The sequence below is a fragment of the Tolypothrix sp. VBCCA 56010 genome, from assembly GCF_050875635.1.
Classification (GTDB): Bacteria; Cyanobacteriota; Cyanobacteriia; order Cyanobacteriales; family Nostocaceae; genus Hassallia.
In genome coordinates this window covers 39,552-65,350 of the sequence record NZ_JBPAOH010000030.1, presented here as the reverse complement: position 1 = coordinate 65,350, position 25,799 = coordinate 39,552, and the positions used below count along the sequence as shown (strand labels likewise).

35 protein-coding genes are annotated in these 25,799 nt (G+C 40.9%); 21 read left to right on the top strand and 14 right to left on the bottom strand.

The annotated features are described in order from the left end of the window. The first annotated feature begins 163 nt into the window (after positions 1–163). The 5 genes from AABK37_RS13160 (at position 164) to AABK37_RS13140 (ending at position 3,120) form a co-directional block, all read left to right on the top strand. Positions 164–1,342 carry an RNA-guided endonuclease InsQ/TnpB family protein gene (locus AABK37_RS13160; RefSeq protein WP_432552010.1) on the top strand — a complete coding sequence of 393 codons (1,179 nt, stop codon included), beginning with the start codon at positions 164–166 and terminating at the stop codon, positions 1,340–1,342. Between the two features lie 150 nt (positions 1,343–1,492). Beyond that, positions 1,493–2,287 carry an SDR family NAD(P)-dependent oxidoreductase gene (locus tag AABK37_RS13155; RefSeq protein ID WP_432552009.1) on the top strand — a complete coding sequence of 265 codons (795 nt, stop codon included), beginning with the start codon at positions 1,493–1,495 and terminating at the stop codon, positions 2,285–2,287. Between the two features lie 60 nt (positions 2,288–2,347). Further along, positions 2,348–2,476, top strand: a complete 129-nt coding sequence (locus AABK37_RS13150) for a hypothetical protein (RefSeq protein ID WP_432552008.1) — start codon at positions 2,348–2,350, stop codon at positions 2,474–2,476. A gap of 16 nt (positions 2,477–2,492) precedes the next feature. Then, positions 2,493–2,915 carry a DUF2809 domain-containing protein gene (locus AABK37_RS13145; protein WP_432552007.1) on the top strand — a complete coding sequence of 141 codons (423 nt, stop codon included), beginning with the start codon at positions 2,493–2,495 and terminating at the stop codon, positions 2,913–2,915. Beyond that, positions 2,893–3,120 carry a DUF167 domain-containing protein gene (locus tag AABK37_RS13140; RefSeq protein ID WP_432552006.1) on the top strand — a complete coding sequence of 76 codons (228 nt, stop codon included), beginning with the start codon at positions 2,893–2,895 and terminating at the stop codon, positions 3,118–3,120. The genes AABK37_RS13145 and AABK37_RS13140 overlap by 23 nt, the downstream gene beginning before the upstream one ends. A gap of 154 nt (positions 3,121–3,274) precedes the next feature. On the opposite strand, the gene AABK37_RS13135 is transcribed toward AABK37_RS13140, so the two are convergent. Continuing rightward, positions 3,275–3,889: a glutathione S-transferase family protein gene (locus AABK37_RS13135; protein WP_432552005.1), complete on the bottom strand. Its 615-nt coding sequence runs from the start codon at positions 3,887–3,889 to the stop codon at positions 3,275–3,277. A gap of 209 nt (positions 3,890–4,098) precedes the next feature. Between AABK37_RS13135 and AABK37_RS13130 the strand changes: the two genes are divergently transcribed. The 4 genes from AABK37_RS13130 to AABK37_RS13115 all read left to right on the top strand — a co-directional run bounded on the left by AABK37_RS13130 (position 4,099) and on the right by AABK37_RS13115 (position 6,949). Beyond that, a complete protein-coding gene (locus AABK37_RS13130; RefSeq protein ID WP_432552004.1) occupies positions 4,099–4,797 on the top strand; it encodes an SOS response-associated peptidase in 699 nt (232 codons plus the stop codon). Between the two features lie 100 nt (positions 4,798–4,897). Next, the gene (locus AABK37_RS13125; RefSeq protein ID WP_432552003.1) at positions 4,898–5,419 is read left to right on the top strand and encodes a photosystem I assembly protein Ycf3; all 522 of its coding nucleotides are present in this window, start codon (positions 4,898–4,900) and stop codon (positions 5,417–5,419) included. Between the two features lie 67 nt (positions 5,420–5,486). After that, complete coding sequence (gatC, locus tag AABK37_RS13120; protein WP_432552002.1) at positions 5,487–5,777, top strand: Asp-tRNA(Asn)/Glu-tRNA(Gln) amidotransferase subunit GatC; 291 nt, start codon at positions 5,487–5,489, stop codon at positions 5,775–5,777. A gap of 191 nt (positions 5,778–5,968) precedes the next feature. Then, positions 5,969–6,949, top strand: a complete 981-nt coding sequence (locus AABK37_RS13115; RefSeq protein ID WP_432552001.1) for a glutathione S-transferase family protein — start codon at positions 5,969–5,971, stop codon at positions 6,947–6,949. A 151-nt stretch (positions 6,950–7,100) separates the two neighbouring features. On the opposite strand, the gene AABK37_RS13110 is transcribed toward AABK37_RS13115, so the two are convergent. The 5 genes from AABK37_RS13110 to aroA form a co-directional block, all read right to left on the bottom strand. Beyond that, entirely contained in the window at positions 7,101–8,228 is a 1,128-nt protein-coding gene (locus AABK37_RS13110) for an RNA-guided endonuclease InsQ/TnpB family protein (protein WP_432552013.1), read from the bottom strand. A gap of 507 nt (positions 8,229–8,735) precedes the next feature. Then, the gene (locus AABK37_RS13105) at positions 8,736–8,939 is read right to left on the bottom strand and encodes a hypothetical protein (protein WP_432552000.1); all 204 of its coding nucleotides are present in this window, start codon (positions 8,937–8,939) and stop codon (positions 8,736–8,738) included. Between the two features lie 42 nt (positions 8,940–8,981). Next, positions 8,982–9,365 (bottom strand): sunset domain-containing protein, encoded by a 384-nt coding sequence (locus AABK37_RS13100; RefSeq protein ID WP_432551999.1) that lies wholly within the window; start codon positions 9,363–9,365, stop codon positions 8,982–8,984. A 14-nt stretch (positions 9,366–9,379) separates the two neighbouring features. Beyond that, complete coding sequence (locus tag AABK37_RS13095; RefSeq protein ID WP_432552012.1) at positions 9,380–9,721, bottom strand: BON domain-containing protein; 342 nt, start codon at positions 9,719–9,721, stop codon at positions 9,380–9,382. 168 nt (positions 9,722–9,889) lie between these two features. Then, a complete protein-coding gene (gene aroA, locus AABK37_RS13090; RefSeq protein ID WP_432551998.1) occupies positions 9,890–11,239 on the bottom strand; it encodes a 3-phosphoshikimate 1-carboxyvinyltransferase in 1,350 nt (449 codons plus the stop codon). Between the two features lie 560 nt (positions 11,240–11,799). On the opposite strand from aroA, the gene AABK37_RS13085 reads away from it, so the two are divergent. Continuing rightward, on the top strand, positions 11,800–12,312 hold the full coding sequence (locus AABK37_RS13085; protein ID WP_039747413.1) for a hypothetical protein: 513 nt from the start codon (positions 11,800–11,802) through the stop codon (positions 12,310–12,312). Positions 12,313–12,450: 138 nt separating this feature from the next. On the opposite strand, the gene AABK37_RS13080 is transcribed toward AABK37_RS13085, so the two are convergent. After that, positions 12,451–13,038, bottom strand: coding sequence for a thioredoxin family protein (locus AABK37_RS13080; RefSeq protein WP_432551997.1), 588 nt, complete (start codon positions 13,036–13,038; stop codon positions 12,451–12,453). Positions 13,039–13,447: 409 nt separating this feature from the next. Here AABK37_RS13080 and AABK37_RS13075 point away from each other — a divergent pair, with 409 nt between their 5' ends. After that, complete coding sequence (locus tag AABK37_RS13075) at positions 13,448–14,947, top strand: thymidylate synthase (protein ID WP_432551996.1); 1,500 nt, start codon at positions 13,448–13,450, stop codon at positions 14,945–14,947. After that, entirely contained in the window at positions 14,947–15,501 is a 555-nt protein-coding gene (locus tag AABK37_RS13070; protein WP_432551995.1) for a deoxycytidylate deaminase, read from the top strand. Before AABK37_RS13075 ends, AABK37_RS13070 begins: the two co-directional genes overlap by 1 nt. Positions 15,502–15,758: 257 nt before the next feature. Here AABK37_RS13070 and AABK37_RS13065 read toward each other — a convergent pair whose 3' ends face one another. Beyond that, complete coding sequence (locus AABK37_RS13065) at positions 15,759–16,295, bottom strand: P-loop NTPase family protein (RefSeq protein WP_432551994.1); 537 nt, start codon at positions 16,293–16,295, stop codon at positions 15,759–15,761. Between the two features lie 346 nt (positions 16,296–16,641). Here AABK37_RS13065 and AABK37_RS13060 point away from each other — a divergent pair, with 346 nt between their 5' ends. Then, positions 16,642–17,196, top strand: a complete 555-nt coding sequence (locus AABK37_RS13060; protein WP_432551993.1) for a nucleoside monophosphate kinase — start codon at positions 16,642–16,644, stop codon at positions 17,194–17,196. Here the strand turns inward: AABK37_RS13060 and AABK37_RS13055 are convergent. Further along, complete coding sequence (locus AABK37_RS13055) at positions 17,174–17,320, bottom strand: hypothetical protein (RefSeq protein WP_432551992.1); 147 nt, start codon at positions 17,318–17,320, stop codon at positions 17,174–17,176. The two genes, AABK37_RS13060 and AABK37_RS13055, sit on opposite strands and share 23 nt — an antisense overlap. Before the next feature lie 57 nt (positions 17,321–17,377). On the opposite strand from AABK37_RS13055, the gene rph reads away from it, so the two are divergent. The 4 genes from rph to AABK37_RS13035 all read left to right on the top strand — a co-directional run bounded on the left by rph (position 17,378) and on the right by AABK37_RS13035 (position 21,217). After that, positions 17,378–18,118 carry a ribonuclease PH gene (rph, locus tag AABK37_RS13050; RefSeq protein WP_432551991.1) on the top strand — a complete coding sequence of 247 codons (741 nt, stop codon included), beginning with the start codon at positions 17,378–17,380 and terminating at the stop codon, positions 18,116–18,118. A gap of 212 nt (positions 18,119–18,330) precedes the next feature. Beyond that, positions 18,331–19,056: a 6-phosphogluconolactonase gene (gene pgl, locus AABK37_RS13045; protein ID WP_432552011.1), complete on the top strand. Its 726-nt coding sequence runs from the start codon at positions 18,331–18,333 to the stop codon at positions 19,054–19,056. Positions 19,057–19,368: 312 nt separating this feature from the next. After that, the gene (locus AABK37_RS13040) at positions 19,369–20,235 is read left to right on the top strand and encodes an FHA domain-containing protein (protein ID WP_432551990.1); all 867 of its coding nucleotides are present in this window, start codon (positions 19,369–19,371) and stop codon (positions 20,233–20,235) included. A gap of 487 nt (positions 20,236–20,722) precedes the next feature. Continuing rightward, the gene (locus tag AABK37_RS13035; RefSeq protein ID WP_432551989.1) at positions 20,723–21,217 is read left to right on the top strand and encodes a hypothetical protein; all 495 of its coding nucleotides are present in this window, start codon (positions 20,723–20,725) and stop codon (positions 21,215–21,217) included. Between the two features lie 129 nt (positions 21,218–21,346). Here the strand turns inward: AABK37_RS13035 and AABK37_RS13030 are convergent, their stop codons facing one another. From AABK37_RS13030 to AABK37_RS13020, 3 genes are read right to left on the bottom strand one after another with little or no spacing between them, the layout of a single operon-like run. Continuing rightward, positions 21,347–21,523, bottom strand: a complete 177-nt coding sequence (locus AABK37_RS13030; protein ID WP_432551988.1) for a hypothetical protein — start codon at positions 21,521–21,523, stop codon at positions 21,347–21,349. After that, positions 21,483–21,647, bottom strand: a complete 165-nt coding sequence (locus tag AABK37_RS13025) for a DUF6887 family protein (protein ID WP_432551987.1) — start codon at positions 21,645–21,647, stop codon at positions 21,483–21,485. Before AABK37_RS13025 ends, AABK37_RS13030 begins: the two co-directional genes overlap by 41 nt. 14 nt (positions 21,648–21,661) lie before the next feature. After that, positions 21,662–21,838, bottom strand: coding sequence for a DUF6888 family protein (locus AABK37_RS13020; protein ID WP_432551986.1), 177 nt, complete (start codon positions 21,836–21,838; stop codon positions 21,662–21,664). A gap of 164 nt (positions 21,839–22,002) precedes the next feature. On the opposite strand from AABK37_RS13020, the gene AABK37_RS13015 reads away from it, so the two are divergent. The 4 genes from AABK37_RS13015 to AABK37_RS13000 all read left to right on the top strand — a co-directional run bounded on the left by AABK37_RS13015 (position 22,003) and on the right by AABK37_RS13000 (position 24,718). Further along, on the top strand, positions 22,003–22,746 hold the full coding sequence (locus AABK37_RS13015) for a M50 family metallopeptidase (protein ID WP_432551985.1): 744 nt from the start codon (positions 22,003–22,005) through the stop codon (positions 22,744–22,746). Positions 22,747–22,803: 57 nt separating this feature from the next. Then, positions 22,804–22,932, top strand: coding sequence for a hypothetical protein (locus tag AABK37_RS13010; RefSeq protein ID WP_432551984.1), 129 nt, complete (start codon positions 22,804–22,806; stop codon positions 22,930–22,932). Between the two features lie 3 nt (positions 22,933–22,935). Further along, positions 22,936–23,184, top strand: coding sequence for a hypothetical protein (locus tag AABK37_RS13005; protein ID WP_432551983.1), 249 nt, complete (start codon positions 22,936–22,938; stop codon positions 23,182–23,184). A gap of 223 nt (positions 23,185–23,407) precedes the next feature. After that, positions 23,408–24,718: an FAD-dependent oxidoreductase gene (locus AABK37_RS13000; RefSeq protein WP_432551982.1), complete on the top strand. Its 1,311-nt coding sequence runs from the start codon at positions 23,408–23,410 to the stop codon at positions 24,716–24,718. Positions 24,719–24,837: 119 nt separating this feature from the next. On the opposite strand, the gene AABK37_RS12995 is transcribed toward AABK37_RS13000, so the two are convergent. Both AABK37_RS12995 and AABK37_RS12990 read right to left on the bottom strand, forming a co-directional pair. After that, positions 24,838–25,038, bottom strand: coding sequence for a DUF2283 domain-containing protein (locus tag AABK37_RS12995; RefSeq protein WP_432551981.1), 201 nt, complete (start codon positions 25,036–25,038; stop codon positions 24,838–24,840). 68 nt (positions 25,039–25,106) lie between these two features. Next, a complete protein-coding gene (locus AABK37_RS12990) occupies positions 25,107–25,781 on the bottom strand; it encodes a phytanoyl-CoA dioxygenase family protein (protein WP_432551980.1) in 675 nt (224 codons plus the stop codon). Positions 25,782–25,799: the final 18 nt, after the last annotated feature.

Here is a 25,799-nt window from a genome sequence, read left to right as displayed (position 1 = left end):
AAGAATTAGTAGAAGATTTGTTGTCTATAATACATTGTTTTAGCTCACGCTTGTATGGGCTACGCAAATATAAAGACAAGGTGAAATTAATCGCTAATGGGATTGACCCTTGCTCAAACTAAGTTATAGTTGATTAATTAAGCAAGTTTTTCCGAGTCTAGCAATGCATGCAATCAAACGGGAGTTAAAGCTAAATAAAAAAGAAATCTCTCAAATGCGTGGCAATGCTGGTTTTAAGAGATTTGTTTACAACTATGGACTAGATTTAATGATTTCTAGTTGGTCATTTGAGGATATTAAAGCAAGTGATTCTAAAAAAATAGATGCGATCAAAAAAGTGTTTACTCAAGTCACAATGCGAAGGACTGAATATACATGGATGAAGCAATATCCATCAACAGTTTATCAATCTGCATTTATCGATTTGAAGAATGCTTTTTCTAGATGGCGTCAAGGGCTGGCAAAATTTCCGGTTAAAAAAACTAAAAACAAAGGTGACTCGTTCACAGTTTACAAAAATGCTGGGGTTTATCCAGAAAAACAAAAGCCAGCTTTACCTTTTACTAATCGGGTTGTTATTTGTCCTGGGAAAATCATAAAATTACCAGGATTAAAGCAAGTCAGATTAAAAGAAAGAATTAACTTTCTCTGTAGTTCTCAAACGTTTACTGTTTCCAGGATTGCTGATAGATGGTTCGTCTGTTTCGTGTTAGATGTTGAAAAAGTACCACCCAGAATTCATTCTATTCATAAAATAGGTGTGGATTTGGGTGTAAAGTGCTTAGCTACTTGTTCTGATGGTTCAAGATACGAAATGCCTGTTACCACTAAAAAAGCGAAAATCAAGCTCGGTAAGCATCAGTGGCGCAATCGTCAGAAAATCATGGGAAACAAGAAATTAAAAATTAAAGCATCTAACAATGCTAAAAAATGCTTGAATCAATTGTCTAAGCAACATGCTCATCTCGCGAATATTAGAAAAGATACCACTCAAAAAATGACTACTGATTTAAGTCGAAAAGCTTACATCATTAGAATTGAAGATTTAAATGTAGTTGGCATGATTGCTAATCAGAAGTTAGCGAAAGCTGTTTCTAATAATTGCTTTTACGAGATTCGTAGACAATTGATTTATAAGCAATCTCATTATGGAACTAAAGTAGAATTGGTTGAGAGATGGTTTCCATCTAGCAAGATGTGTTCAAAATGTCATCATGTCCAACCAATGACACTGGAAGACAGGATTTTTAATTGTCAAAAATGTGGTCAGATTCAAGACAGAGATGAAAACGCATCAAAGAATCTTGAAAATGCTCCTTTGGACAAAATACGGTTGGCTTAACCGAAATTTACGCTTGTGGACAAGAAGGAGCCGACTCCCTTGGTTGAAGCAAGAAGCAGACCCTCTAAAGGAAACTTTAGTTGAATGGCGAGCTTGAAGTAAGTTTGGTCAAGTTCTGTATAGCAGTGAAGTTGATTTGAACTAGAGGAAATGATGACAAAAACAGAGGATTCAAATAACGAAGTGAATTTGGTATCTGAGTTTGCAGAGAAAATTGCTGTCGTTACCGGAGCGGCGACCGGACTAGGAGAAGCGATAGCAGTCAAGCTGTATCAAATGGAAGCGACGGTTGTTATCGCCGACATTGATGTGGATCGCGCACGTACTGTTGCAGAGCGTTTGGATGCTTCAGGCAATCGGGCGCACGTTATCGAAACCGATGTTCGCAATCACCGGGCGGTCGAAGCGATGGTGAACGAAACGGTAAATCGCTTCGGCGGACTGCATCTGGCTGTTAATAATGCCGGAATTACTGGTCCGCATGAAGTTGCCACTGCGGATTATGAGATTGACTGGTGGAACGATGTAATTGCCACCGATCTGAGCGGTGTATTTTTCAGCTTAAAGTACGAAATCCCGGTTATCATCCGCAGCGGTGGCGGCGCAATCGTCAATATGTCATCGGCAAATGGTGCGGTTGGAGTTGCCGGAATCAGTCCATATACCGCCGCGAAACACGGAATTATCGGGCTGACGCGGGCGGCTGCGCTGGAATATGCAGACAAAGGCGTGCGAATCAACGCAATCGGTCCTGGCTATGTAGATACACCGAATATGCACAAGGTACCGGAGGAAGCGCGATCGCAGATGGCAGCTTCGCATCCGATGGGTCGCCTCGCACGAACCGAAGAAGTCGCGGATGTGGTGGCGTTCTTGCTGTCGAACAAAGCGTCTTTCGTCACTGGCAGCTTCTACTTGATGGACGGAGGCTACACCGCGAGGTGAATGTTAACGAAATGTCCTGATAGTGTTTGCCGCCGCGACGACAAAACAGGAAAACATAAAATGCCAACCATCAACGAAAACCAATTCTTCACAGTGCCGATCGAATTTGAAGTCGATCCATCAAAGCAGCAGGCATTTATTGATGCGATCGCCGATCAAGTCGAACAGCTAAAATTTTGTCAAGATTAATTTGGACTTTATTGAGATGAGACGCTCTTATCGACAATATGCGTTTGCCCCGATCATCCTTTCTTTGCTCATCGTTGTACCGATGGGCTTTTTATTTAAGTACTACACGGGTGTTGCTCATAAATGGTTTAATGATTACGGAGCGGCAGTATTGTATGAAATATTTTGGTGCTTGTTCGCGTTTTTGTTCGCGAGAAGTCGCTCATTTATACAACAAATTCCTCTATGGGTTTTTGTTATTACCTGTATACTAGAATTTTTACAACTTTGGCATCCCCCTTTCTTGACACAAATTCGCGCCACTTTCATAGGTAAATGGTTACTTGGAACTACCTTTGCTTGGTGGGATTTTCCTCATTATTTGTTAGGTTGTGTTTTAGGTTGGTTGTGGCTGCGACAATTACAGAAAATAGGCAATGCACAAAAAAGTCAAAGTTAAACCTAATTCCAAACAACAAAAAATTGAAGAACAACCTGACGGCAGTCTTACTGTACATTTAAAATCACCGCCTGTTGATGGTAAGGCGAATGAAGAGTTAATTAAACTGTTATCAGACAAGTTTGATGTCCCGAAATCTTATATCACAATTAAGTCGGGTTTATCCTCTCGACAAAAGTTAGTTGAGATTGATAAAGAAGGTTAAGATTTGTGATTTTTTAGAGAATCTATGTGCTTTGATTAAGAAATATCTCGTTAACAGGCTGCTGCCTAGTAAGGATGAATGCGAGGTATAATTGAGGCAGCACAGCTTTACATCAATTATTCCCTGGCAGCAGCCGAGTAACGAGAGATAATGATTATAATTCCTCAGTAATACTGATGTATCGAGATTCGGCTTTGACTCGTTCTATCCAAGCTTTGATATGGGGAAATCTTGACAAATCAAACCCACCTTCATTAGCTACATGAGTGTATGCAAATAAACAGATATCAGCAATGGTATAACGCTCGGCAACAAAGAAAGTGTGAGTCTTTAAATGCTCTTCCATCAAGCTAAGTGCAGCATATCCACCTTTATGTTTTTCTTCTAAGGCATCTTTATATTGTTCAGCTTTACCTAACACAGAAATCCAATATCTGGCGGTAGCGATAAAAGGTTCATGGCTGTACTGTTCAAAAAATAGCCATTGCAGTACTTGCGCTCGCAAAAAGCGATCGTAAGGTAAAAACTCTGTTCCTTCGCTCAGGTAAACCATGATGGCGTTTGATTCTGACAAATATTTCCCTGGTTCAATTTCCAAAACTGGAATCTTGCCGTTTGGATTTTTACTTAAAAATTCAGGCGATCGCGTCTCACCTTTAGTGATGTTAACCTCTACTCTCTCAAAGGGAATGCCAAGTTGTGTCAATAAAAGACGAATCTTATAGCAATTACCAGAAGGTAAAAAATCGTACAACTGGAGTGGTTCCATATCTTAAAATATTGTAGGGAGGATATAGAGAATTCAGAGATTGGAAGAGAATATCTTATCAAATTCTTTCAAAAAAAACAGGGCATAATTTGAAGAATATTTGCTTTTTAAGTACGAACTAGTATTCTCTGAAAAAACAAAAAAACGAAAGTATTATTTGTCTATGGTATTTAGTTGTTAAATTTTAATCAGCGGTTGAAAATAAAAGTATGTGTGGAAGATTTACTTTAAAGCAGCCAGCAGAAGCAATTGCCGCTTTGCTGGCTTCTGCCTCGCCAAATAACCAAACTTTTGAGGTAGAAAAACTGCCAGAATTGTCAGCGCAATATAACATTGCACCTACGCAAATGGTGGCAACAGTGTTACACAACTGTGAAAGTGACAAGCGAGAATTTCACTTCTTACGTTGGGGGTTAATTCCTTCATGGGCAAAAGACATCAGCATGGGGGCAAAGCTGATCAACGCTAGGGCAGAAACTGTCGCAGAAAAACCCGCTTTTCGTTCAGCTTTCAAACGCCGGCGTTGTTTGGTGCTGGCAGATGGCTTTTATGAATGGCAGCGTATAGACGGCAAAAAGCAGCCTTTTTACTTTCGTCTGCAAGATGGACAACCTTTCAGCTTTGCTGGGTTGTGGGAGCAATGGGAATCTCCAGAAAAAGAGAAAATAACCTCGTGTACAATTTTGACTACCGTTGCTAACGAAGTATTAAAACCAATCCATGACCGAATGCCTGTAGTTCTCGATAAGAAATATTACGATTTGTGGTTAGATCCACAAGTGGAAAAGCCGGAAGCACTACAAGAAGCATTGCATCCCTACCCAGCTAGTGCTATGACTGCCTATCCAGTCAGCACTTTGGTAAACAACCCCAAATACAATAATGCAGATTGTATAAATTCAATGTAAAAGGGAATTACCTCAGCAATCAGTTAAATTAACTAATGAGGGATAGAAGCCATCAAAGAATTACAATTCCTTTATTAGCTGCAACATCACAGAGGCAGATATGCCAAGAACCCAGAAAAACGATAATTTTATTGACAAGTCCTTTACGGTGATGGCAGATATCATCTTGAAGATGCTGCCAACCAACAAAAAAGCCAAAGAAGCTTTTGTTTATTACCGAGATGGAATGTCAGCACAGGCAGATGGTGAATATGCCGAAGCTTTGGATTACTATACTGAAGCCCTAACATTAGAGGAAGATTCCTACGATCGCAGTTATATCCTCTACAATATGGGGCTAATTTACGCCAGTAACGGCGACCATGACAAGGCTTTGGATCTGTATCATGAAGCAATTGAGTTAAACCCACGCTTACCCCAAGCTTTGAACAATATCGCCGTGATTTACCATTTTAAAGGCGAAAAAGCTAAAGAAGCTGGCGATAACGACGGTGGTGAAGCACTATTCGATCAAGCCAGTGATTATTGGATTAGAGCCATTCGTTTGGCTCCCAATAACTACATTGAAGCTCAAAACTGGCTGAAAACCACCGGGCGATCGCAAATCGACGTATTCTTCTAAAAGGCGCGGTAGAGACGTTCCATTAAAACGTCTCTACAAAAGTTATGAGTGAGGAGTTAAAAAAAATATGATTGACCGTGAGCAAGTTCATAAAGTAGCCCTTCTCGCTCGTTTAGAGTTGACACCTGAAGAAGAAGAGCAATTCACCACTCAGTTGGGAAATATTCTCGATTATGTTCAACAGCTAGGTGAACTCGATGTCAGCAATGTTGCACCAACAACACGCGCTATTGATGTCAGCAACGTCACACGAGAAGATAAATTGCAACCCTATTCTGATAGAGAAGCTATTCTCAACAGTGCCCCAGAACAGGAAGGCGAATTTTTTAAAGTGCCAAAAATTATGAATGTTGAATAGTTGTTAGTTGTTAGTTGTTAGTTGAGAGTTGATAAGTATTTGTAGGGTGTGTTAGACAAAACGTCTAACGCACCAAAACATAATCGATGGTGCTACTGGCTATAACTACGCTCCCACTATCCAAATTCCACTATCCACTATCAAATAACAACTAACCACTAACTACTAACAACTATCAAAGGAGAGAATTTATGGGTTTGGGAATCCTCAAAGATGGTAAGTGGATATCACAAAGGGAACAAGAAGACTCAGATGGTAAATTTGTCCGTCCCTCAACCACTTTCCGCAATAAAATTACTGCTGATGGTTCGAGTGGGTTTAAAGCTGAATCTGGGCGCTATCATCTTTATATCTCTTGGGCTTGTCCTTGGGCTTGTCGTACCGCGATTATGCGATCGCTCAAAGGATTAAAAGATGCCATAGGCTTATCGGTGGTTGCTGCGGAAATTCACGATAACAGTTGGGAATTCTCAGATGAACCAGGAAGCATTCCGGATACAGTCAACAAGACAAACTATCTTTGGCAAATTTATCTCAAAGCTGACTCAAATTACAGCGGACGAGTGACAGTCCCAGTTTTATGGGATACACAAACTGGCACGATTGTCAATAATGAGTCCCGCGAAATTATGCGGATGTTCGATACAGAATTTAATGCCTTTGCCAAACAGAATGTAAATTTTTATCCGGAAGCTTTACAAAAAGTTATTGACGAGACAATTGACGCAATTTACCAACCAATCAATAACGGTGTGTATCGGGCAGGATTTGCCACTTCTCAGTCAGCTTACGATGAAGCGGTCACAGAATTATTTACAGAACTTGACCGTTGGGAAAAAATTTTAGGAAAGCAACGTTATCTGTGCGGGGATCAAATCACAGAAGCGGATTGGTGTATGTTTACTACTCTGTTTCGCTTTGATGCTGTGTATTACGTCCACTTCAAATGTAACTTACAGCGAATTGTCGATTATCCCAATTTGTGGAATTATCTCAAAGACCTTTACCAACAGCCGGGAGTTAAGGAAACTTGCAACCTTGACCACATCAAGCGGCATTATTATATCAGCCATCCCAACGTTAACCCAACTCAGATTGTACCATTAGGACCAAGAATTGATTTTGATGCACCCCATAACCGCGATCGCGCTTATGCTGTCTCTACCAAATAGACAAACGTCGTGTCCTGCGTCGTAGGGACAATTCATGAATTGTCCCTACACTCGTACCGGGAGGGCAACGCATAATTGTTTTTCGGAAATGTCTAATGATACTAATATTTTTTCTGAATTAGGCGATCGCAAATAAAGTTTTCTGATACATTTACGCGACATTTATCTGGCTATTGCCGGACAAAGTAACGATTGCGCTATCACCTTCATAAGTGACAGTGGCGGTATCCCGCAAAGCTTTCAGTAGAATACCGAAAGCGCCATTGAAATCACGCTTGATTTCATAATCACAATTAGGGCATTTAAACAACTTAGAACCGCCTAAATATGAGTGAACATGTCCACATTTGGTACAAGTTTTTGAAGTATATTCTTCAGTCACATCAACCACTTGACAACTTCTCAAGTTAGCTTGGTGTTTCAACGCTTGTTTAAATCTGTAATGTGCCCATGTCAACATTGCTCTCGCAGTTTTGGAACGAATCTTTCTACGCGTTTTGGCTACCATTTGGGAAGACTCAAAACTGGGTAAATATATGATTCTATAGTTGCTAGTTAGATAACAAGCGGTTTGTTTTTGGCATTCATCAACTAAATTCCTAATTTTGATTCTCATGCGATAAGCCGCTTGTCTCATACGCTTTCTTTGATGTTTTGAAGTTCGGCAAATACGAGACATTAAATCATCAAGGTGTTGACATAAGCGTGCTATCCTTCCCATGTCCCCACCACCGAATTCAACGAATTTATTGCCGTCAAACCCAGTCATAAAACTACGAACGCCTGGGTCTAATGCAATAATTCCATTCTTATCTGTAGGCTTGAAAGTAGCGGGGATAGGAAAAATAGCAAACCAGCGTCCTTTGCAATAAACTAATTGTGTGCTTTGTTTACAATTAGGAATATCTTCCGAAGCTTTAAAGGTTAGTCCTTTAGTTAAAGAAGAATACCAAGTACCTTTACTAAAGTTAGAATCGTTAAATTTAATAGCTTGAGAATAATCTCTAATACTACGAAACTTAGCGTCAATGCTTGCTTTAAATGCACGATGGGCATCAAAAATAGCGTTTTGTCTAATGTGGCAAGGTGTTTCTTTCACCCATTCAGGTAGTTCGCTTCGCATTATCTCATTTCGCAATTCTAGCTTGCTTAAACGTTTTTCTCGTTGCAGCGCTATTCCCTGATTAAAGCAATAGCGACATGCCGCAAGCCATTTTCGCCAAACTTTATTTAACTCATGGGTGGGGTAAATCCTTATCTTCTTTGACTTGAGACTTATATTTTCTAAGTCCGTAGAGTCGGCTCTTCCCCCTTTACACTTACAATCAAAAACCCGGTTTCTATTAAGAGTTGTTAATAAACCGGGTTTTTAGTATCAAAGTATGTAATTTAAAACTTAGTAAATATACTCAAATAAGTTGAGAATTAGCAGAAACTTACTGTAGTTATTGTTTGTTAGTTCTAGATAATCATGACTAATAACTTTTTAATTGTCACTTTTTATGAACTTTTCTACGCATTTCCAGGCTTTTATCCTGTAAGTCTAACTTTAGGATGAATGAGCGATCCCCTAGGATAGATGAGCGATCCCCGCTCTGGCAATTACATTAGAAGTGCCGACAAACATCTTTTTAACTCAGAAGCGAAATATGAATAGTTGTCCTTGTTGCTCCCACCAATTACTACGGCATATTCGTTGCTCAAATGTTTACTGGTTTTGTTCCCATTGTCGGCAAGAAATGCCAAATTTTGAGTATTCGTCTAAGAAGGCGATCGCTTTATCTCCTCAACTTGCCCGCAAACCAAGACCTTCGAGAACAATTTTGCCTGTAGAATTGCCAGTAAAAGCTGTAGTATAAAATGCCGTTGCCATTAAAGTTTGAAAGAAAATTGGTAATCGGGCAATGGGCATTGGGCAATGGGCATTGGGCAATGGTAATTGGGAAAAAGGTAATTGGTAACGCATTTTTTCCCATTCCCCATGCCCCATTCCCTATGCCCATTGCCCCATGCCCAATGCCCCATCCCCAACTTATTTAGGCGCTTGAAAGCCAGCTTTTTCTGCTGTTACTGTATCTTTAAAGCAGATATCCGGCTTCACTTTGTCATAATCAAGCGAGTTGGCAATGTGGTATATATTGCCTCGCTTCTTCGTTACCTTGCCCTTAACAAGTGCATTATTAGGACAAGTAGTTGCATTTGTAGGTTTTACTCCAAGCTTTGCTGCTTCAGCGGGAATAGAAGCATTACTTCCTGACTCGCCTGAATCGTTAGTTGAACTTGCAGTTGTGGTGCCAGGACTCGCAGTAGCGTCGGCATCGGGTGCTTCAGCTTTTTTACCACAGCTGGTGAGCATTAAAACGGCTAACAACGCCAAAGCGATAGTAGATTGACGAGGTTTGAGTAGATTGTTCATGTAGCAAAAATATTCTAGCCAACTGTAACTTGGTCAGTGTTGACATCGGTGGCACCGCTAACCCCGCTTGCGATCGCCACCATTTCATCCAAAATTTCTTGACTGGGGACTTGCCCTTTTAACACAACTGTGCTTCCGGTTTGAGCGACGTATAGCGAATCAATATTATCAAACTGCGAGTCTTCGTCAAAAGCAAGCGCAACTCGTTTTGCTAAACCACTTTGGTCATATTCTCCATTTAATCCCACTCGTTCTAGTGGAATATCTTCCCCAGAATCATCAGCAGCAACTGGTTCCGGATTGACTTGAGCATCATCCGGTTTTTCCATACCAAAAAGTCTTTGTAACCAACCCATAATTAAATGTTCCCCTTTTGATTTACACAGAAAATTATCGTTGAAAATTGGTAATTGGTAATAGGGCATTGGGCAATGGGCATTGGGGAAGAAATTCCCCCTTGTCCCCCTTGTCCCCTTGTCTCCTTGTCTCCTTGTCTCCTTGTCTCCTTGTCTCCCCACTCCCCATTACCTACAGACTTGTTGCAGGGTAGCAGTGAAGTCTGGATAGGAAATAGCGGCTGCTTCTGCGCGTTGAATGGTGGTGGTACCAGTGGCAACTAGAGAGGCGATCGCTAAACTCATAGCAATTCTATGATCTGTATGGCTATCTACATCAGTCCCCACTAAAGAAGTACCGCCTGTAATTTCCATACCATCGGGTAATTCGGTAACTTTTGCACCCATTTTAGATAGTTGCTGTGCCATTACTGCAATGCGATCGCTTTCTTTTACCCGTAACTCTTCAGCATTTTTAATTACTGTTGTACCCTCGGCAAATACTGCCGCCACCGCCAAAACCGGAATTTCATCAATCAATCTGGGTATGAGATCCCCTTCAATCGTACAGCTTCGCAAACGGCTGGAACGCACTCGTAAATCGGCTACTGGTTCCCCAGCAACTTCGCGCTGATTTTCCAGTTGGATATCGGCTCCCATCATCGCCAAAGCTTCTAAAATACCCGTGCGGGTAGGATTAACGCCGACATTTTCCACCACCAAATTAGAATCGGGTACAATTGCCCCAGCCACCAACCAAAAAGCAGCGGAACTGATATCCCCAGGTACAATTACTTTTTGTCCATACAGTTGAGCAGGACCGGTAACAGTAACGCTATTGGTGTCTGGGTCAACGCTAAGTTTTGCACCAAACGCTCTTAACATTCGTTCGCTGTGGTCGCGAGAAAGTGCTGGTTCGGTGACAGTAGTTTCTCCCTCGGTCATCAAACCTGCCAGGAGAACGCAGGATTTAACTTGGGCAGAAGCGATAGGTGATTGATAGTGAATTGGTTTGAGGGCAACTCCTGCAATTGCTAGAGGTGCTAAAGAATTATTTTTGCGTCCCCAAATTTGTGCCCCCATTTGTTGTAAAGGTTTGACAACACGAGACATCGGACGCGATCGCAAAGAATCATCACCGGTTACAGTAAAAAAGCCCCCCGGATGAGAAGCTAAAATTCCTAACATCAATCGCAGTGTCGTACCAGAGTTGCCGGCATTTAACACATCAACTGGTTCTCGCACTCTTCCTAAACCAATACCCTTAACCCGCACTAATTCTGTATTCAGTTCCGAAATTTCTGCACCCATAGCTTGAAAACAGCTAGCAGTGCTGCGGGGATCTTCTCCTAAAAGAAGTCCTTGAATCTCGGTTTCACCTTGAGATAGTGCCCCCAACATCAAAGCACGATGGGAAATAGATTTATCTCCCGGTACTCGGATGCGACCTTGTAAAGATAGTCCCACAGAAGGTCGCTGGATAATTAAGTTTTGAGAAGCGTTTTCTTTAGTTTCTACGGTTATAACTGAAGCCGACATTAGGATAAACTGGCTTTTAACTGCATCGGAAGTTGACAATTTGGCAAAGCTAATGCCGCCGCAGGTTACTTCCTTCTTAGTATCGTATCGCTTTCTGCTGTATGAAACTTACTGAAATCCCAATCAAGATGAATTCAGGAGTCAGAATGTAATTAGGTAGCTTTTTACACCGCTACCTCTGGTAAAGACCGTCTGAAGAAACGCAGGAGTGCAAAAACGCCGTTTATACAGTCCGCGCAGTTTACCACAGAATTTAATTCACAAATTCTGACTTTTGACTCGTAACTCCGCGCCTTTGCTTTCTTTGCTTATCCTAACTTTTAATGGCTATTACCTGAAAGTCTTTACAAGCAAAGCTTCCGTAGGAGCTTTCGCGTCTAAAAGCCTGATTTTTGCTTTTTAAATTGAAATTCTAGCTGTTTTTATCCTGATTTGTCTCAATCCCAAATCAGCAGATTCAGTTAATATTAAGCATGTTTTATTAAATTGCTTACCCTGAAGAAGCTACGCCTAGTATTGATTTCTTTTTGTTCAATAGCTGAAGTGCCCATAACGCTCCCATGCTCACCCATCATCGCAAGCCCGTGTGCTTATCACTCATTTCCACAGACCTCCCTGTTTGGTCTGTTGTTGAAACAGCCGGCACATTGTATCAAAAAGATAGTGACCGGTTCCATTTATTATTGACTGCACCACCCTTAATTAGTTGCGAAGTAACGACTCCCCCAAGTCCAGAAGATACCCCTCACCCAGGACAGCGCAAAGCTTATCCTCCCAGCAGTCCCAGGATCTTATGGATGGAAATTTCACCTTACCGGGTAATTATGACTATGCAAGGTAACGCTCAATTAAGTTACCGTCACTTCTGGGAACAAGGCGTTTATGGTATTACTCGTTATTGGTTGCCTACAGAGTCATTACATCCTCACGAACCCATTCGCTTACGCAATTTTACTCGCCGCCTGACTCTCACCGGACACCCTTTGCCAGAACATTTGCGGGTAGAATACGAATTGTGGGCAGATAAAATCCAACTGGGATGTTATATCCTCAATTTGGAAATTAAGCATTAATTTTGGTAATGGGTAATGGGTAATAGGTAATGGGTAATAAGTAATAGGTAACGTACTTTTCTGATTCTCAATCCCCAATTTCCAATTACCCAATTCCCCAATTCCCCAATTCCCAATTACCCAATTCCCAATTCCCAATTACCCATTCCCAAAATAATTCGGTTCGTTCCCAGGTATCCATTTAATATTGCAACCGATACTCGGTTTTTGTTCGCTGGCAACTGGTTTACCTGCTAACACTGCTTCAATTGCTGCGCGTAAATCTGTACCTGTTACGGGTTTATCATTACTTGGACGGCTATCGTCTAATTGTCCTCGATATACGAGTTTTCGCTCTGCATCAAATATAAAGAAATCAGGTGTGCAAGCTGCTGTATATGCTTTTGCAATTTCCTGGGTTTCGTCATAACATAAGGGAAAATTCAACTGAAGTTCTGTTGCCATTTCTTTGAGAAACTCAGGTGCATCAGCTGGATATTTATTAATATCGTTGGCGCTAATTGCCACAATTGCTAAATCAGTGGGAATGTAATCTTTTCCCAACTGCGCCAATTCTGCTTTTACATGCTTGACAAATGGGCAATGTTGACAAATAAACATTACCAAGAGCGCTTTTTTGTCTGCAAAGGTCGCAAGCGATATTGATTTGCCAGATACCACATCCGGTAGATGAAAATCTGGGGCTTGAGTGCCTAACGGCAACATGGTTGAAGCAGTTAAAGTCATAAATTATTGGATGTCTTTATCTGAAAAACTGCTTTGACTATCAGTTATTTTCAAACATACCATTAAATGGCGCTCTTTACTGGGAGCCAGTCGCGTGTAAAGGTGTCCTTTGCTCTGGCAACTAGCGTGACTGGGTACGATGTCAGAAAAATATTAAAATTTGTGAAGAAAAATAATCTGTTGAGGATGAAGTACCAGATAGAGATATGATAATGAACCGATCAAACGTTTAGGGGCGATCGCGCACTTTGTGTAGTAGGAAAAGAAATATTAAGCTGTTGCCCTGTACGCAGGCATAATTGGTGCAGCTAAACTTTTCTAAAATACTTGGCGCATATTAATTCGACTAGTACAGACTAACGTGGTATGTTAACCAAGCTAGTTTTTTTGACTTTATAGCCAACCAACCATGACATTAGCGGGTAAGGCAACCCAATTTGAGTATAAAGCACTGCACAAGCCTAATCAACTGATTTATGGTTTAGGTCAGACAGCAGTGATTACAGGGTGGACAGTAAAGCAGGCGATCGCTAAACACCTGGACAGTAGCGAGTATGCTGTTATCGGACAGCTATATTCACCCACAAGGGGGATAAACTTACTGATTCGCAATTTGCTTTATAATCCCCATGTTCGCTTTTTAGTTGTTCTCAACGCCACTAAGGAAGACAAAAATGCCGGTGCTGGAGAGTGCTTGCTGGACTTTTTCCGCAACGGCTTTGAAGAGGGTGTGTGTGACACCAATTCTTTGCCCTGCTGGGTAATTCGTTCAGCTATTCCTGGATATATTGATCTTGAAGTTGAAGCTACTGTATTACAACAACTACGAGAATCTGTCAAGTATTGCGAAGCCAAATCTATCACTGAAGCAGTTGATCGAGTTAAATTTTATGCCCAATCCGAAGCGCTTGAAGCGTGGGGTAACAAATTAGAATTTCCACTGTCCACTGTTAAACCGAATATTTTACCAGGACCGCGCTACGGACACCGAATAGAAGGTAAAACAATAGCTGAAACTTGGGTAAAAATAATCCATCGAATTAAAACCACAGGAACAATTAGACCAACTGGCTATGATGGACAATGGCAAGAATTAATTGATTTGATGGCAGTTGTGACTGATGAACCAGAAGACTTTTATTTTCCAGAACCGAATTATTTACCGGTTGACCGCAATTTTCTTGAAGAATACATTTCGCAGATTTTAGATGATGCACCATATCGGGAAGGGTTGAAATATACATACGGTCAACGTTTACGTTCTTGGTTTGGACGTGACCAAATTGAGCAAGTAATTCAAAAGTTGATTGGAGAAATTGATGCTGCTAGTGCAGTAATGAACCTTTGGGACGTGAAAGATCACGACAAAGGTGGAAGTCCATGTCTTAATCACATTTGGCTCAGAGTTGTAGATAATGAATTATCTTTAACTGCGACTCTCAGAAGTAATGATATGTTTGCTGCATGGGTAGCGAATGCAATGGGATTAAGAGCTTTACAACAGCATATTAGAAATGAAATGCAAGAGCGTTCTAAATATGACTTGAAAATGGGACCATTAATCACCATCAGTCAGTCAGCTCATATATATGACGATACTTGGAGTAATGCCGAACAGTTGATTCAAAAACAATATGCGGCTATTTGTCGGAAAATAGATTACAACGACGAGTGCGGAAACTTTTTAATAGAACTCGACCTTGGCAAGATAGTTGTTACACATACAACTCCAGGTAGCGGTGAGATTGTAGGTTGCTATTTTGGTAAAGATCCCTTGAAATTAATCAGAGAAATTTGCACTTATTGCCCTTCTATACGTCCAGATCATGCTGGATATTTGGGAATGGAATTAAACAAGGCAGCTGAGTGTTTGAAAACAAATAAGCAATACGTTCAGGATAGTAAATAATGGTTTCTGATGACCAAAGACCAACATGGGATGAATATTTTCTCATGTTGGCTAAACTTGCAGCTACTCGCTCAACTTGCCTTGCTTTTCCGGTGGGTGCTGTGATTGTTAAAAATAAGCAAGTTGTCGCAACCGGTTATAATGGCTCACCATCAGGTTCGGCTCATTGTACAACTCAAGGATACTGTTATCCGGGGTTAAGTAGTTGCGATGCTAGCAAAACCTTACCATCAAGAGCTGTACACGCTGAAGCGAATGCGATCGCCCAAGCAGCCAAACATGGTATCTCTACAGATGGTGCAAGTATTTACGTCACCTTAGAACCTTGTCTATCTTGCTTGAAGTTAATTATTTCCGCAGGAATTAAAGAAGTTTTTTACGAAACTCCCTTCAACGCTGGAGAAAAAGCTTTAGTAAGAGATTCTTTTGTTGATGAAGGCTTAGTTATTCTCAAGCAGGTAACAGTTTCTGAATCTACAGCAAAAAGAGCAGCCGATTTATTCCTGCTATTTTCTACATCTGTTGTCAGTTCTGACATGTTACAAATTCGATAAAATCAAAGATACCATTATTTTCGCTTTACTATAGCAGTCCTAAATCATTTGTGAAAAATAAGATTCCCGACTTCTTTAAGAAGTCGGGAATCTAGGTATGCGCGATTTTCATAACTCAGATAGGATTGCTATATGTTTAGTAAACTACCTACACCGAAGAATGTTTTGAAACAGTGGAGAAGACAGTAAATAAAATAATTCTTGCCAGCACTGTCTTCTTCCACTTAAGTTTTGAGCTATTCAATATACGGCTTTAATTAAGGTCGATGACTGCGACGAATCTCTGTGATTTGATCTGCTACATCTAGAAGAGATTTTGGCATCTCTGGCCCTGTAAGAATGATATCGACATTGGCAGGGCGTTTTGTCAGAAAGGCTAAAACTTCAATTTCGGGAATTAAGTTAAAGTTAATCGCCAAACTTAACTCATCTAAGACTACGAGAGAATACTTACCTTCAAAAACGACTTTTTGTGTATGTTGCCACAAATCTTGTAATGATTGGATTTCAGTCTCTTCTAAATGTGGTGTATCGATACAACGCGGCAAATCACAGCGAATCCAATCTAAGTTTTGTCCCAACTGTATGGGGTGCTGGTGTCCTTGATTAATACCACCTTTGAGGAATTGCACTACTAACACTGGTGTGCCTTGACCGGCAATTCTCAGGGCTTGAGCCATGACGCTTGTAAAAAAGTTACGATACGAGCTAGTGAAAACTTGTACTAGTCCTTCAACTGGATATGGTAAGTTTAGGGTCGAATTTACGTTTTTGGATTCTAACTGGGCAACCATGATGTGATGTTAAATAAAAGACAAACGATTAAAGCACTTTTGCGCTCGGTTTTTTCGGGAAAATCTGCTTGTACAATCAAGCTATTTTTAATAAAGTGTGGTGTATTTGCCAACTCGATTTATAGTCAATCACTACGTTTGCGCTGAAGTCAAGACTAGTTAAGATTTATATTATTGCTTGTTGTCTGAAAATCATTGTAAAAATGAGAACATATATCTGAAAGTTTAGAGCAATTAAAAAAGCTATAACTAAAGCTGAAAATTACTCAATGTTAGATTGCCTGTTTGTTTGGGCAAAACAGATGATTGTTGGTTGTTAATTTGACGATATGAGGAGTGAGTATTTGTGAGATTTGTGATTTTGGGAGGTTCAGGTTCGGGAAAAAGCACTCAAGCGCAAAGGCTTTGCAGACACTTTGATATTCCGTTGATTTCCACAGGCGAAATTTTCTCTGAGGCGATCGCTAATATAAGCAGTAATAATCGCCACGTGCAGCCATATCTGGAAAAAGGTGAGTTAGTCGCAGATGAAACGACGATCGAGTTTATCCGAACTTGGCTAAACAAAAATGATATCAACAGTGGTTGGGTGTTAGAAGGTTATCCCCGTACAGCTTTCCAAGCTGAAGAATTGGATTTTTTATTGGACGATTTACAGCAAAAGTTAGATTGGGCAATTTATTTACAAGTACCAGAAGCGGTTATGGTTACTCGCTCTAATGGGCGATCGCTTCCGGATGACCAACCCGAAATCGTTCAGCGCCGCGTTGAGTTATTCTACGATCGCACTATGAGCATTTTAGAATATTACGATCGCCGTCGTCGCCTATTAACTATCAACGGCGACCAGTTACCAGAGATGGTAGAGCAAAATATTCTCACTCTTGTGTCAGTTTCTTGAAAGCAACTGGGGAACGCGATAATTGGGAATTGGGCATGGGGCATGGGGCATTGGGCATTGGGCATGGAAAAAATCTCCCATTACCCATTACCCCATTACCCATTCCCCATTCCCCATTCCCCATTCCCCATTTTCAACGCAGGTCTACAGTATTCTAGATAAAAGTTCTGAGGCAACTTAAATGGCTTGGCAGCGTCCAGACGGTCGGCAACCTTACCAACTCCGTCCCATCAGCTTTGATGGCGGATTCACTCGCTTTGCACCCGGTTCGGTGCTGACAAAATGCGGTGACACTCAGGTACTTTGTACAGTTAGTGTGACTGAAGGAGTGCCGAAGTTTTTAAAAGGAACTGGCAAAGGTTGGCTGACTGCGGAGTATCGAATGCTGCCAGGAGCTACGCAGCAACGGCAAGAACGGGAATTAATGAAATTGTCTGGACGGACGCAAGAAATTCAACGTTTGATTGGACGCAGCTTAAGGGCAGCGGTGGATTTGTCGGTGTTGGGAGAACGAACCTTGACTATAGATGCTGATGTGTTGCAAGCAGACGCAGGAACTAGAACAACAGCGATTACAGGCTCATTTGTGGCGTTAGCTCATGCGATTTCTAAATTATTGCAGGAAGGAACGTTAGAGCGATCGCCTTTGGTAAAACAAGTAGCAGCAGTTTCTGTCGGGTTATTGCAAGGAGAGCCATTTTTGGATCTAAACTACCTCGAAGACGTAGCCGCTGATGTGGATTTCAACGTCGTGATGAATCAAGATATGGGGATAATCGAAATTCAGGGAACAGCGGAAGAAAACAGCTTTAGCCGCATCCAGTTAAATCAGCTGCTAGATTTCGCTGAAAAAGGAATTGAACAATTGTTAATCGCTCAACGAGAAGCGATCGCCGATCCAAGCTTGTTTGTTGGGCATTAGGGCATTGGGCACGGGGCATTGGGCACGGGGCATGGGGCATGGAAAGAATTTCTCCCGAATCCAATTTGCAATGCCCAATTCGCAATGCCCAATTCGCAATGCCCAATGCCCATTGCCCCGTCATGATGTTAAGAGTTTCAAAAGGTAAAAAGGAGGATTGTCAAAATTTCGCTATTGTATTGCACAGAAGCCGGCAACGTGAGGATGAAGTCATGAGCAAAAAAGTTGAAGTTTTATCGGATCAAGCGGCGTTAATAGCGCGATCGCTTGAATTGATTTTATCTAAGCTGGAAACTGCTATTCAAGAGCGGGGACGATTTACAATCGCTTTATCTGGGGGTAGCACACCTAAGCCGTTGTATGAAGCGATCGCTAATCAAAAGCTGACATGGGATAAAATTCATGTCTTTTGGGGAGATGAACGTTACGTTGCACCAGATCATCCCGATAGCAACGAATTAATGGCGCGTCGTGCGTGGTTAGATCGCGTTGATATCCCAGCTGCGAATATTCATGCTACGCCGACTTTTGATGGCGATCCAGCGGTGTCAGCAGCAAAGTATGAAAAGCATTTGCAAGAATTTTTTCGGACTTCGCCTGGAGAATTTCCTTCCTTAGATGTAATATTGCTAGGAATGGGTGATGATGGACATACCGCATCTTTGTTTCCGCACACAGAAGCGTTAAAAGTAAGCGATCGCTTGATTACTGTGGGCAACAAAGACGGAAACCCCCGCATAACCTTCACATACCCCTTCATCAATGCTGCTGAATGCGTGATGTTTGTTGTCGCTGGGGCTAATAAACGCCCAGCTTTAGCTCAAGTCTTTGCACCCAATGCTTCAGACTTTACTTATCCATCCCGCTTAATTCAACCCCAAAAAGAACTTTGGTGGCTGCTGGATGCAGCAGCGGCGCAGGAACTAAAACAACAATGAAGAATCACAATTAAGAGCGCAAAACAGAAAAGTAAGTAGGGATAATTCATGAATTAACACGCAGGAAAATTAAGGAACTGGTAAGTTTTTTGCGCTCATTCTTAAGAATAAAGGATGTTTGTGTAACGTCTCTGATAGGAGAAGGATGAAAAATGGCTTTAATTTTATACTTTCATCTTTGACACATCATCCCTCAAAAGCGTAATTGTTATTATCGTTAGCTAGAGTAGCTCCTTTCCCCAACTCGCGAGCGTATTTTTCTTTTGCTTGCTAACACTGTTTTACGATGATCTTGAACAAAGGCTTAAATCGATGATCGTCTGCCCTAACTGCAATCACCCCAACCCGGACGGCGCTGTCCAATGTGAAGCTTGTTATACTCCGTTACCAACGACAAGTAACTGTCCCAGCTGTGGAGCAACTGTACAAGCAGATGCCGCTTTCTGCGGTCAGTGCGGTTTTAACCTCCACCAAAGCGTAGCCGCAGCAGTTGCACCAACCGTCGCGCCAGAAATACCTTTGGAAGTACAGCCGTCAGCTACGCCTGACCCACTGTTAGAACTTTTACGACCAGATCCCTTAGGAGTCGGCGCAACTCCCAATTCTCAGCCTGCTCCCTCACCTTTACCACCAACAGCGGTGGCAACACCCCCAGAAAGCAGCACCCCACCAACACCACCCGAACCGATCGCACCACCACCAGAACCGATCGCACCACCAGAACCGATTACAGCTGCCTCCGAACCGGTCGCACCCGCACCCGAACCGATCGCACCACCACCCGAACCGGTCGCACCACCACCCGAACCGGTCGCACCACCCGCAACTGTTGCCAGAACCCAATTACAACAGGTAACAGCGCGGCTAGTCCACGTCCAAAGCGATAGACAAATTGAATTGCCGCAAAGTCTCTCCGTGATTCATATCGGCAAGCAAAATGACCGCATTCCCCCGGATGTAGATGTATCAGGTTTTGCAAATTCTGAAATAGTTTCACGGATTCATGCAGATATTCGCGTTGAGGGAGACGCTCACTATATCGAAGATGTAGGCAGTTCTAATGGCACTTATATTAACAATTTGCCATTGTTACCAGGAAATCGACACCGCCTGCGACCAGGCGATCGCATTAGCCTGGGTAAAGGAGACATGGTAACATTTTTGTTTCAAATATCTTAGGCTCGCTGATTAATAATATTGGGCACTCTTATACCAAGTCCGGTTAATCACTTATAATTACCGCATAATAGCAAAAATCACCAAAAGCCTCTTTCCCCCTGCTAGAGTGCCCCCTGCAAGAGTGCGGTCTTAATGATAAGTCTTTAGCCGAACATGATATTATACCAATTCTATGTGAGGTTGCACTTTATTTACCCTCAGGCTGGAAGCCTGGGGCTACACGAACAAAGCCCACCTGCGTGGGCTAATTAGACGCATCTTCATATAGAAACGGTATTAGTGCCTAATAAAGCCTTAGAACGCTTACTAAATATTGTGTAAACTGTAACTACGGAAAGAAAAGTACATACGTGAAGTTACTCCAAAACTTTAGGAAAGCTTGTTTAAAAAACAGTATTGCTTCGGAAACCGCTGTTTACAAAGTTGAGTTAGATTGGGCTGGCTATGACAACACTAGATTAAATAAAAAACATTTTATTAATTAGATATGTTTAGAAAGCTTACGTTGGGAACTATGCTGGCATTGTCTTTTGTGCTGCCAGCACACGCTCAGTCTACCAATTGGGTAAATATTGCCAATTCTAAAGACGGAAAAAGTTTTGATATTGATTTAAGTTCAGTTGAACGATTTGATTCCATAGTTGGATATCGTACCAGAATACGCTTGTCACGTCCCGACAGTAATGGTACTGTGCTATCTGCTTATCAACAAATTACAGATTGTGATTCAGGCACATCACAAACAGTAGGGATAGTATCCCTCAACCGACAAAACCGGATTATTTTTAATGAACAGTATGACAATGCTCCTATAGAGCAAATAAAACGAGGAACTCTAGGACACAAAGTCTACAGTTTTTTGTGTCAGGCACAAAATAATAGCGATATTGATTTTCAAAGAGACTTACTGCGAGCTTACACCGTGGACATTCCCAATTCAGTCACAGAACAGGTAAAAGCAGTTATGAACTCAAGGTTTTGATGGCTTTGTATTTATCGTGCTTTTTTCTAAGGCTGCAATTTCAGCGCCAATGTCGCTGATAATTTGCGCGATGCTCCGAAGCGGAGCCTTTACTCCTTGGATCTATATTGACTATTTGCTAGATTTAATTCAAGCAATCAAAAGAGCGATCGCCTGACTATCAATCATGTGATCGCTGTTCTGGGAAATCCTTTCTAGGAAATACCGACAAAATAAAAGCGTCGTGTTTGCAGCACGACGCTTTTTCAAGGTTTTGAATTGACTGTTACTCCACTTGCTGATTAACTCGTCTTTGCATTTCTGCATCCGCTTCTTCATCTGTTGTGCAAAGCACACCAGGACGAGAGCGAATAATGCTTAGATAGTACTGAAAAGCATCTTCATCTTGAGGATTGCATCTTACGTATTCGCGCAGCTCCTTTTCAGTCATCGACTCATAATTATTCACTCGATTAGTACCTCTCCATTCTCAAGTATTTCTATCTGTATTGTCTCGCCAACTAACATGACTATTCGATTAGTGCGACTATCAAGCCTTACTAAGTTGATTGCTTGAAGCAAGTTACTTGCTCTTACGCATCTTTGATAAAGTGCTTTTAACTGTGCCTGTGTTGGCTCCATTGAACCTCCTTCTTCATTCTCGCCATTAAACTCTTGACTTCACACATTTCTGAGCGGGTTTACAATCCCGCTTGCTTGTCCCGGCAAAAACACCTTTCAAGACATTAGGATGGATGAAAGTACACTCTTCGCGGTTAGGCTAATTACCTTAAGGAAAGTGATTCATGCGGGAATCGAGAAAAGATTTTGAACCCTTGCTCAAAAATGAAGCCCCGTCTGCTGTTGACCGTATGGGGCTTACCTGGCTAATTGCAGCGGCGATCGCCACGATTATCTTGTGGCAATTCCCAATAGGCGCTTACATTTTATACCCATTTACCATCCTGGCAACTTGGTTTCACGAAATGAGTCACGGCTTGATGGCGCTGCTTTTGGGAGGACAATTTCGGAAATTAGAAATTTTTGGCGATGGTTCAGGTGTAGCAAGTTATGCCATGTCTTTATCTTTAGCACCGATTGGACCGGCACTAGTAGCAGCCGCAGGACCTATGGGACCACCAATTGCTGGATCGGCTTTAATTTTGGCTTCGCGTAGTTTCAAAACCGCAACGTTAAGTTTAAAAATTTTAGGTGGTTTTTTACTGCTTTCAACATTAATTTGGGTGCGATCGCTTTTTGGATTAATCGCAATTCCCCTACTAGGTTTAATTATTTTAGCGATCGCCTTAAAAGCACCGCGTTGGTTGCAAGGATTTGCAATTCAATTTCTCGGTGTCCAAGCTTGTGTAAGTACTTACCATCAACTTGACTATTTATTTAGCTATAGTGCAGGTCCCTTAGGACTTTCGGATACAGCACAAATACAACAGCGGTTATTTTTACCTTATTGGTTTTGGGGTGGATTAATGGCGATCGCATCCCTCGTCATCTTAGTCCAAAGTCTCCGCATTGCCTATCGTTCGCGGTAATGGGTAAGAAAAACCATAAAAAAGCGATTGCCAGCTTGACTCACCGAATTGCTGAACATGAAGAGAAAATTAGACTCGAAGCGCGAGAAGGATTTTCAAGACGAAGGTTTAATTAAGCATTGGGAAAAAGAAATTCGTGCTTTTGAGAAAGCAATTCAACAAGCGCGTAAAAGATTAGGACAGTAAATTATGCAAATTAGCGATCGCTATGAACTCGTAACTAATTCTACTCTCAATACCTTGATTGCTGAATTAGGCACAGAATGCGCTCAAGTACAAGCCTTAATCAACCAACTACAATTACCAAGTTTAACTGCTAATCAACAAGCAGAAATTCTCGCAGAGCTGCTAGCTGCTGCTGTTCATTTACACACTCACTGTGACGAAGATTTTCAGACGCTAATTGCCAACGAGATAGAAAATTTACCTGATAATTGATAGAGACTTTGCACTCATGCTTATTCAATGGCTTTAGCCAAGGAAGGATAATTTATGGCACCGAGAGAACAAAGTATACTCTTAATCTTTGACCATAAATTTTCCAGCGGTGAAAAATCAATCGCAATGGTATTATTTTGGTGGATAATCATTTATGGAATGTATCGTCGTCGTTGGTTTATAAAAATATAATATTAAATTACAGAGTATTTTATTAACAACAATGAAAAAAGTTATTCTTGTTGGCGCTGGTCCTGCTGGAGTTTTACTGGCACATTATTTATCGCGTCGCAACACTCAATATAAGATAGAAATCTACGAACGTCGCAGTGACTTACAAAAAGTTTCTTTGGCTAACTCTAGAACTATTCCTTATGGCATCAATGAAAGAGGACTAAAAGCTTTGAGGAAAATAAAGGGGTTAGAAGCAGCAGTTAAAGCGACTTGTGTGGAAAATCGTGGCAGCATAATATATCAGAAAAATAAAATATTAGAGAATCGATCTAAAAAAATATATTCATTTAACACTGACCGAACTAGTTTATTAATAGCTCTATTGTCACAATTAACTGAAAAATCCGACAATAAAGTTGAAATTCATTATGATTGCAAATGCACGAGTGTTGATTTTGAAAATAAAACTCTGACCTTTGAGAAAGTTAAAGAAACAGTACCAGAAAATCAGACAGAAAAGTTTACGGTTGATTATGACCTATTGATTGGTGCAGACGGAGCGCGTTCAATAGTGAGAACGCATTTTCTAAATACCGAGTTTTTTGAATTTCAGCAAGAGTATGCTTATACTTGCTACAAAACAGTTTTCTTATTAAGTAACAAAGAAAAAACAAGCAAAAACTTAAAACCAAACTATCTGAATATCTGGAGAATAGAGGAAGGTATTACTTTTGGAATAGTGCCTCAACTAGATGATAAGTTTATTGGGATTTTATTTTTCCCACAAAAGCCAAATAAAATAGTTAATTTATCTACGAAAGAAGAGGTAATGGCATTCTTTCAGCATAATTTGCCAGAGGTTGCGCCGCTAATTTCTGAAGAAGAAGCAGAAGCTTTCCTGAAAAGACCGATAGGAACACAATTAAGAACACGCTGCGATCGCTATCATTATGGTGACAGCGTGCTAATTCTTGGAGATGCTGCTCATGCTGTTTCTTCGAGTCTTGGTCAAGGTTGTAATAATGCTTTTGAAGACGTACTAGTCTTTGATAGTCTTTTAGATGAGTATTCTGATGAATGGGCTACTGCTATAGAGCAGTTTACTATCCGTCGGCGACCAGACGCATACGCCTTGTGGGAACTCGACGCAAATGTTATACCTGCATCTAAAACTTTATTTACTGAATTTATCTTGAGGGAAAGTTTTGCGAAGATGATGAATAAACTATTTCCTCAATTTTTTGTGCCTCCTTTGCGAGAATTATTATCTGCTAGTACAATTCCCTACTCAGATATTCTTAAGTCCTATCAAGGTTGGATATCAAAAGTAAAAAATTATAATAAAAAGTTTTTGAATTAAACAATATTATTAATTATCTTATTGTTATAAATGATATTTGTATAAGATTTGTCTTGCTCCTATACTCTGTATGAAAACGCAATTTGAGGAGGCTCTGCCTCCTGATACATTATTATCACCTATTTTTGATTAACAGAATACTCAACAGAACGGGGATTATCCATCCGCATAGAAGCATCTATGATTTCTAATCCCACTATATTTCCATTTTGGTCGTAATCGAAAATTACCCCTGGTTTTTCTTCATCGCTTTCTTCAATTGGTGCATTACTAAACAAAATTCTTAAAACATCAACTTCAGGGTCATAGGTAATCTTCATAATTATCTTTTTACTAACTATATATATCTATTGGTCAACATGCCCTAATTACCAATAACTGATAACCATCAAACCCAACTTAAGCCTTCAGGTAACTTGAAAGACGAATATTCTAAATGAATCACTCGACGCTGACTAGGGTTTATAGCTTTCAAGGAAGAATGTAAAATCAGCGGACTCATAATTACAGCATCACCAGCCTCAACGTGACAAAAAACTGAATTTTGTTTGTGTTTTATTTGCTCAATCTGACTTGGGCTTAATAAGCCTAGCTGATGAGATTTGGGAATTACTCTTAAAGCACCATTAGTTTTATCAGCAGCATCTAAATGCAAGCGTAAAGTAACTATATTTTGCATGACTTCTATAGGGGGTTGCACATGAACAACTCCCTCCTTGATTGACCAAGGTTCAAAACCAGCAATCTGAACTTTTTCTTTGACAGCGATAGTTTTATCTTGATGCCAAGATACACTCCAATTAGTATTACAGGTTTTATTAAAATAGATAGCCCGTACTAATTTGGGACTGTTATCAAAATACTTGGTTAGACTGTCCTGGATATTTGTCGAATAAGCCAAATCATAGATAGCAGGAATTTTGAATTGCAGATGCCTACTTCCGTGAGATGATTCAAATTGAATATTGTTAGTGATTTCATTTCTCAAATACTCTACTTCTTCTAATGAAAGAAGCTGACGTTTTATAGTGTATCCATTTTCGTAATAATCGTTGTAATTCATTATTTCTCAACTGCTATA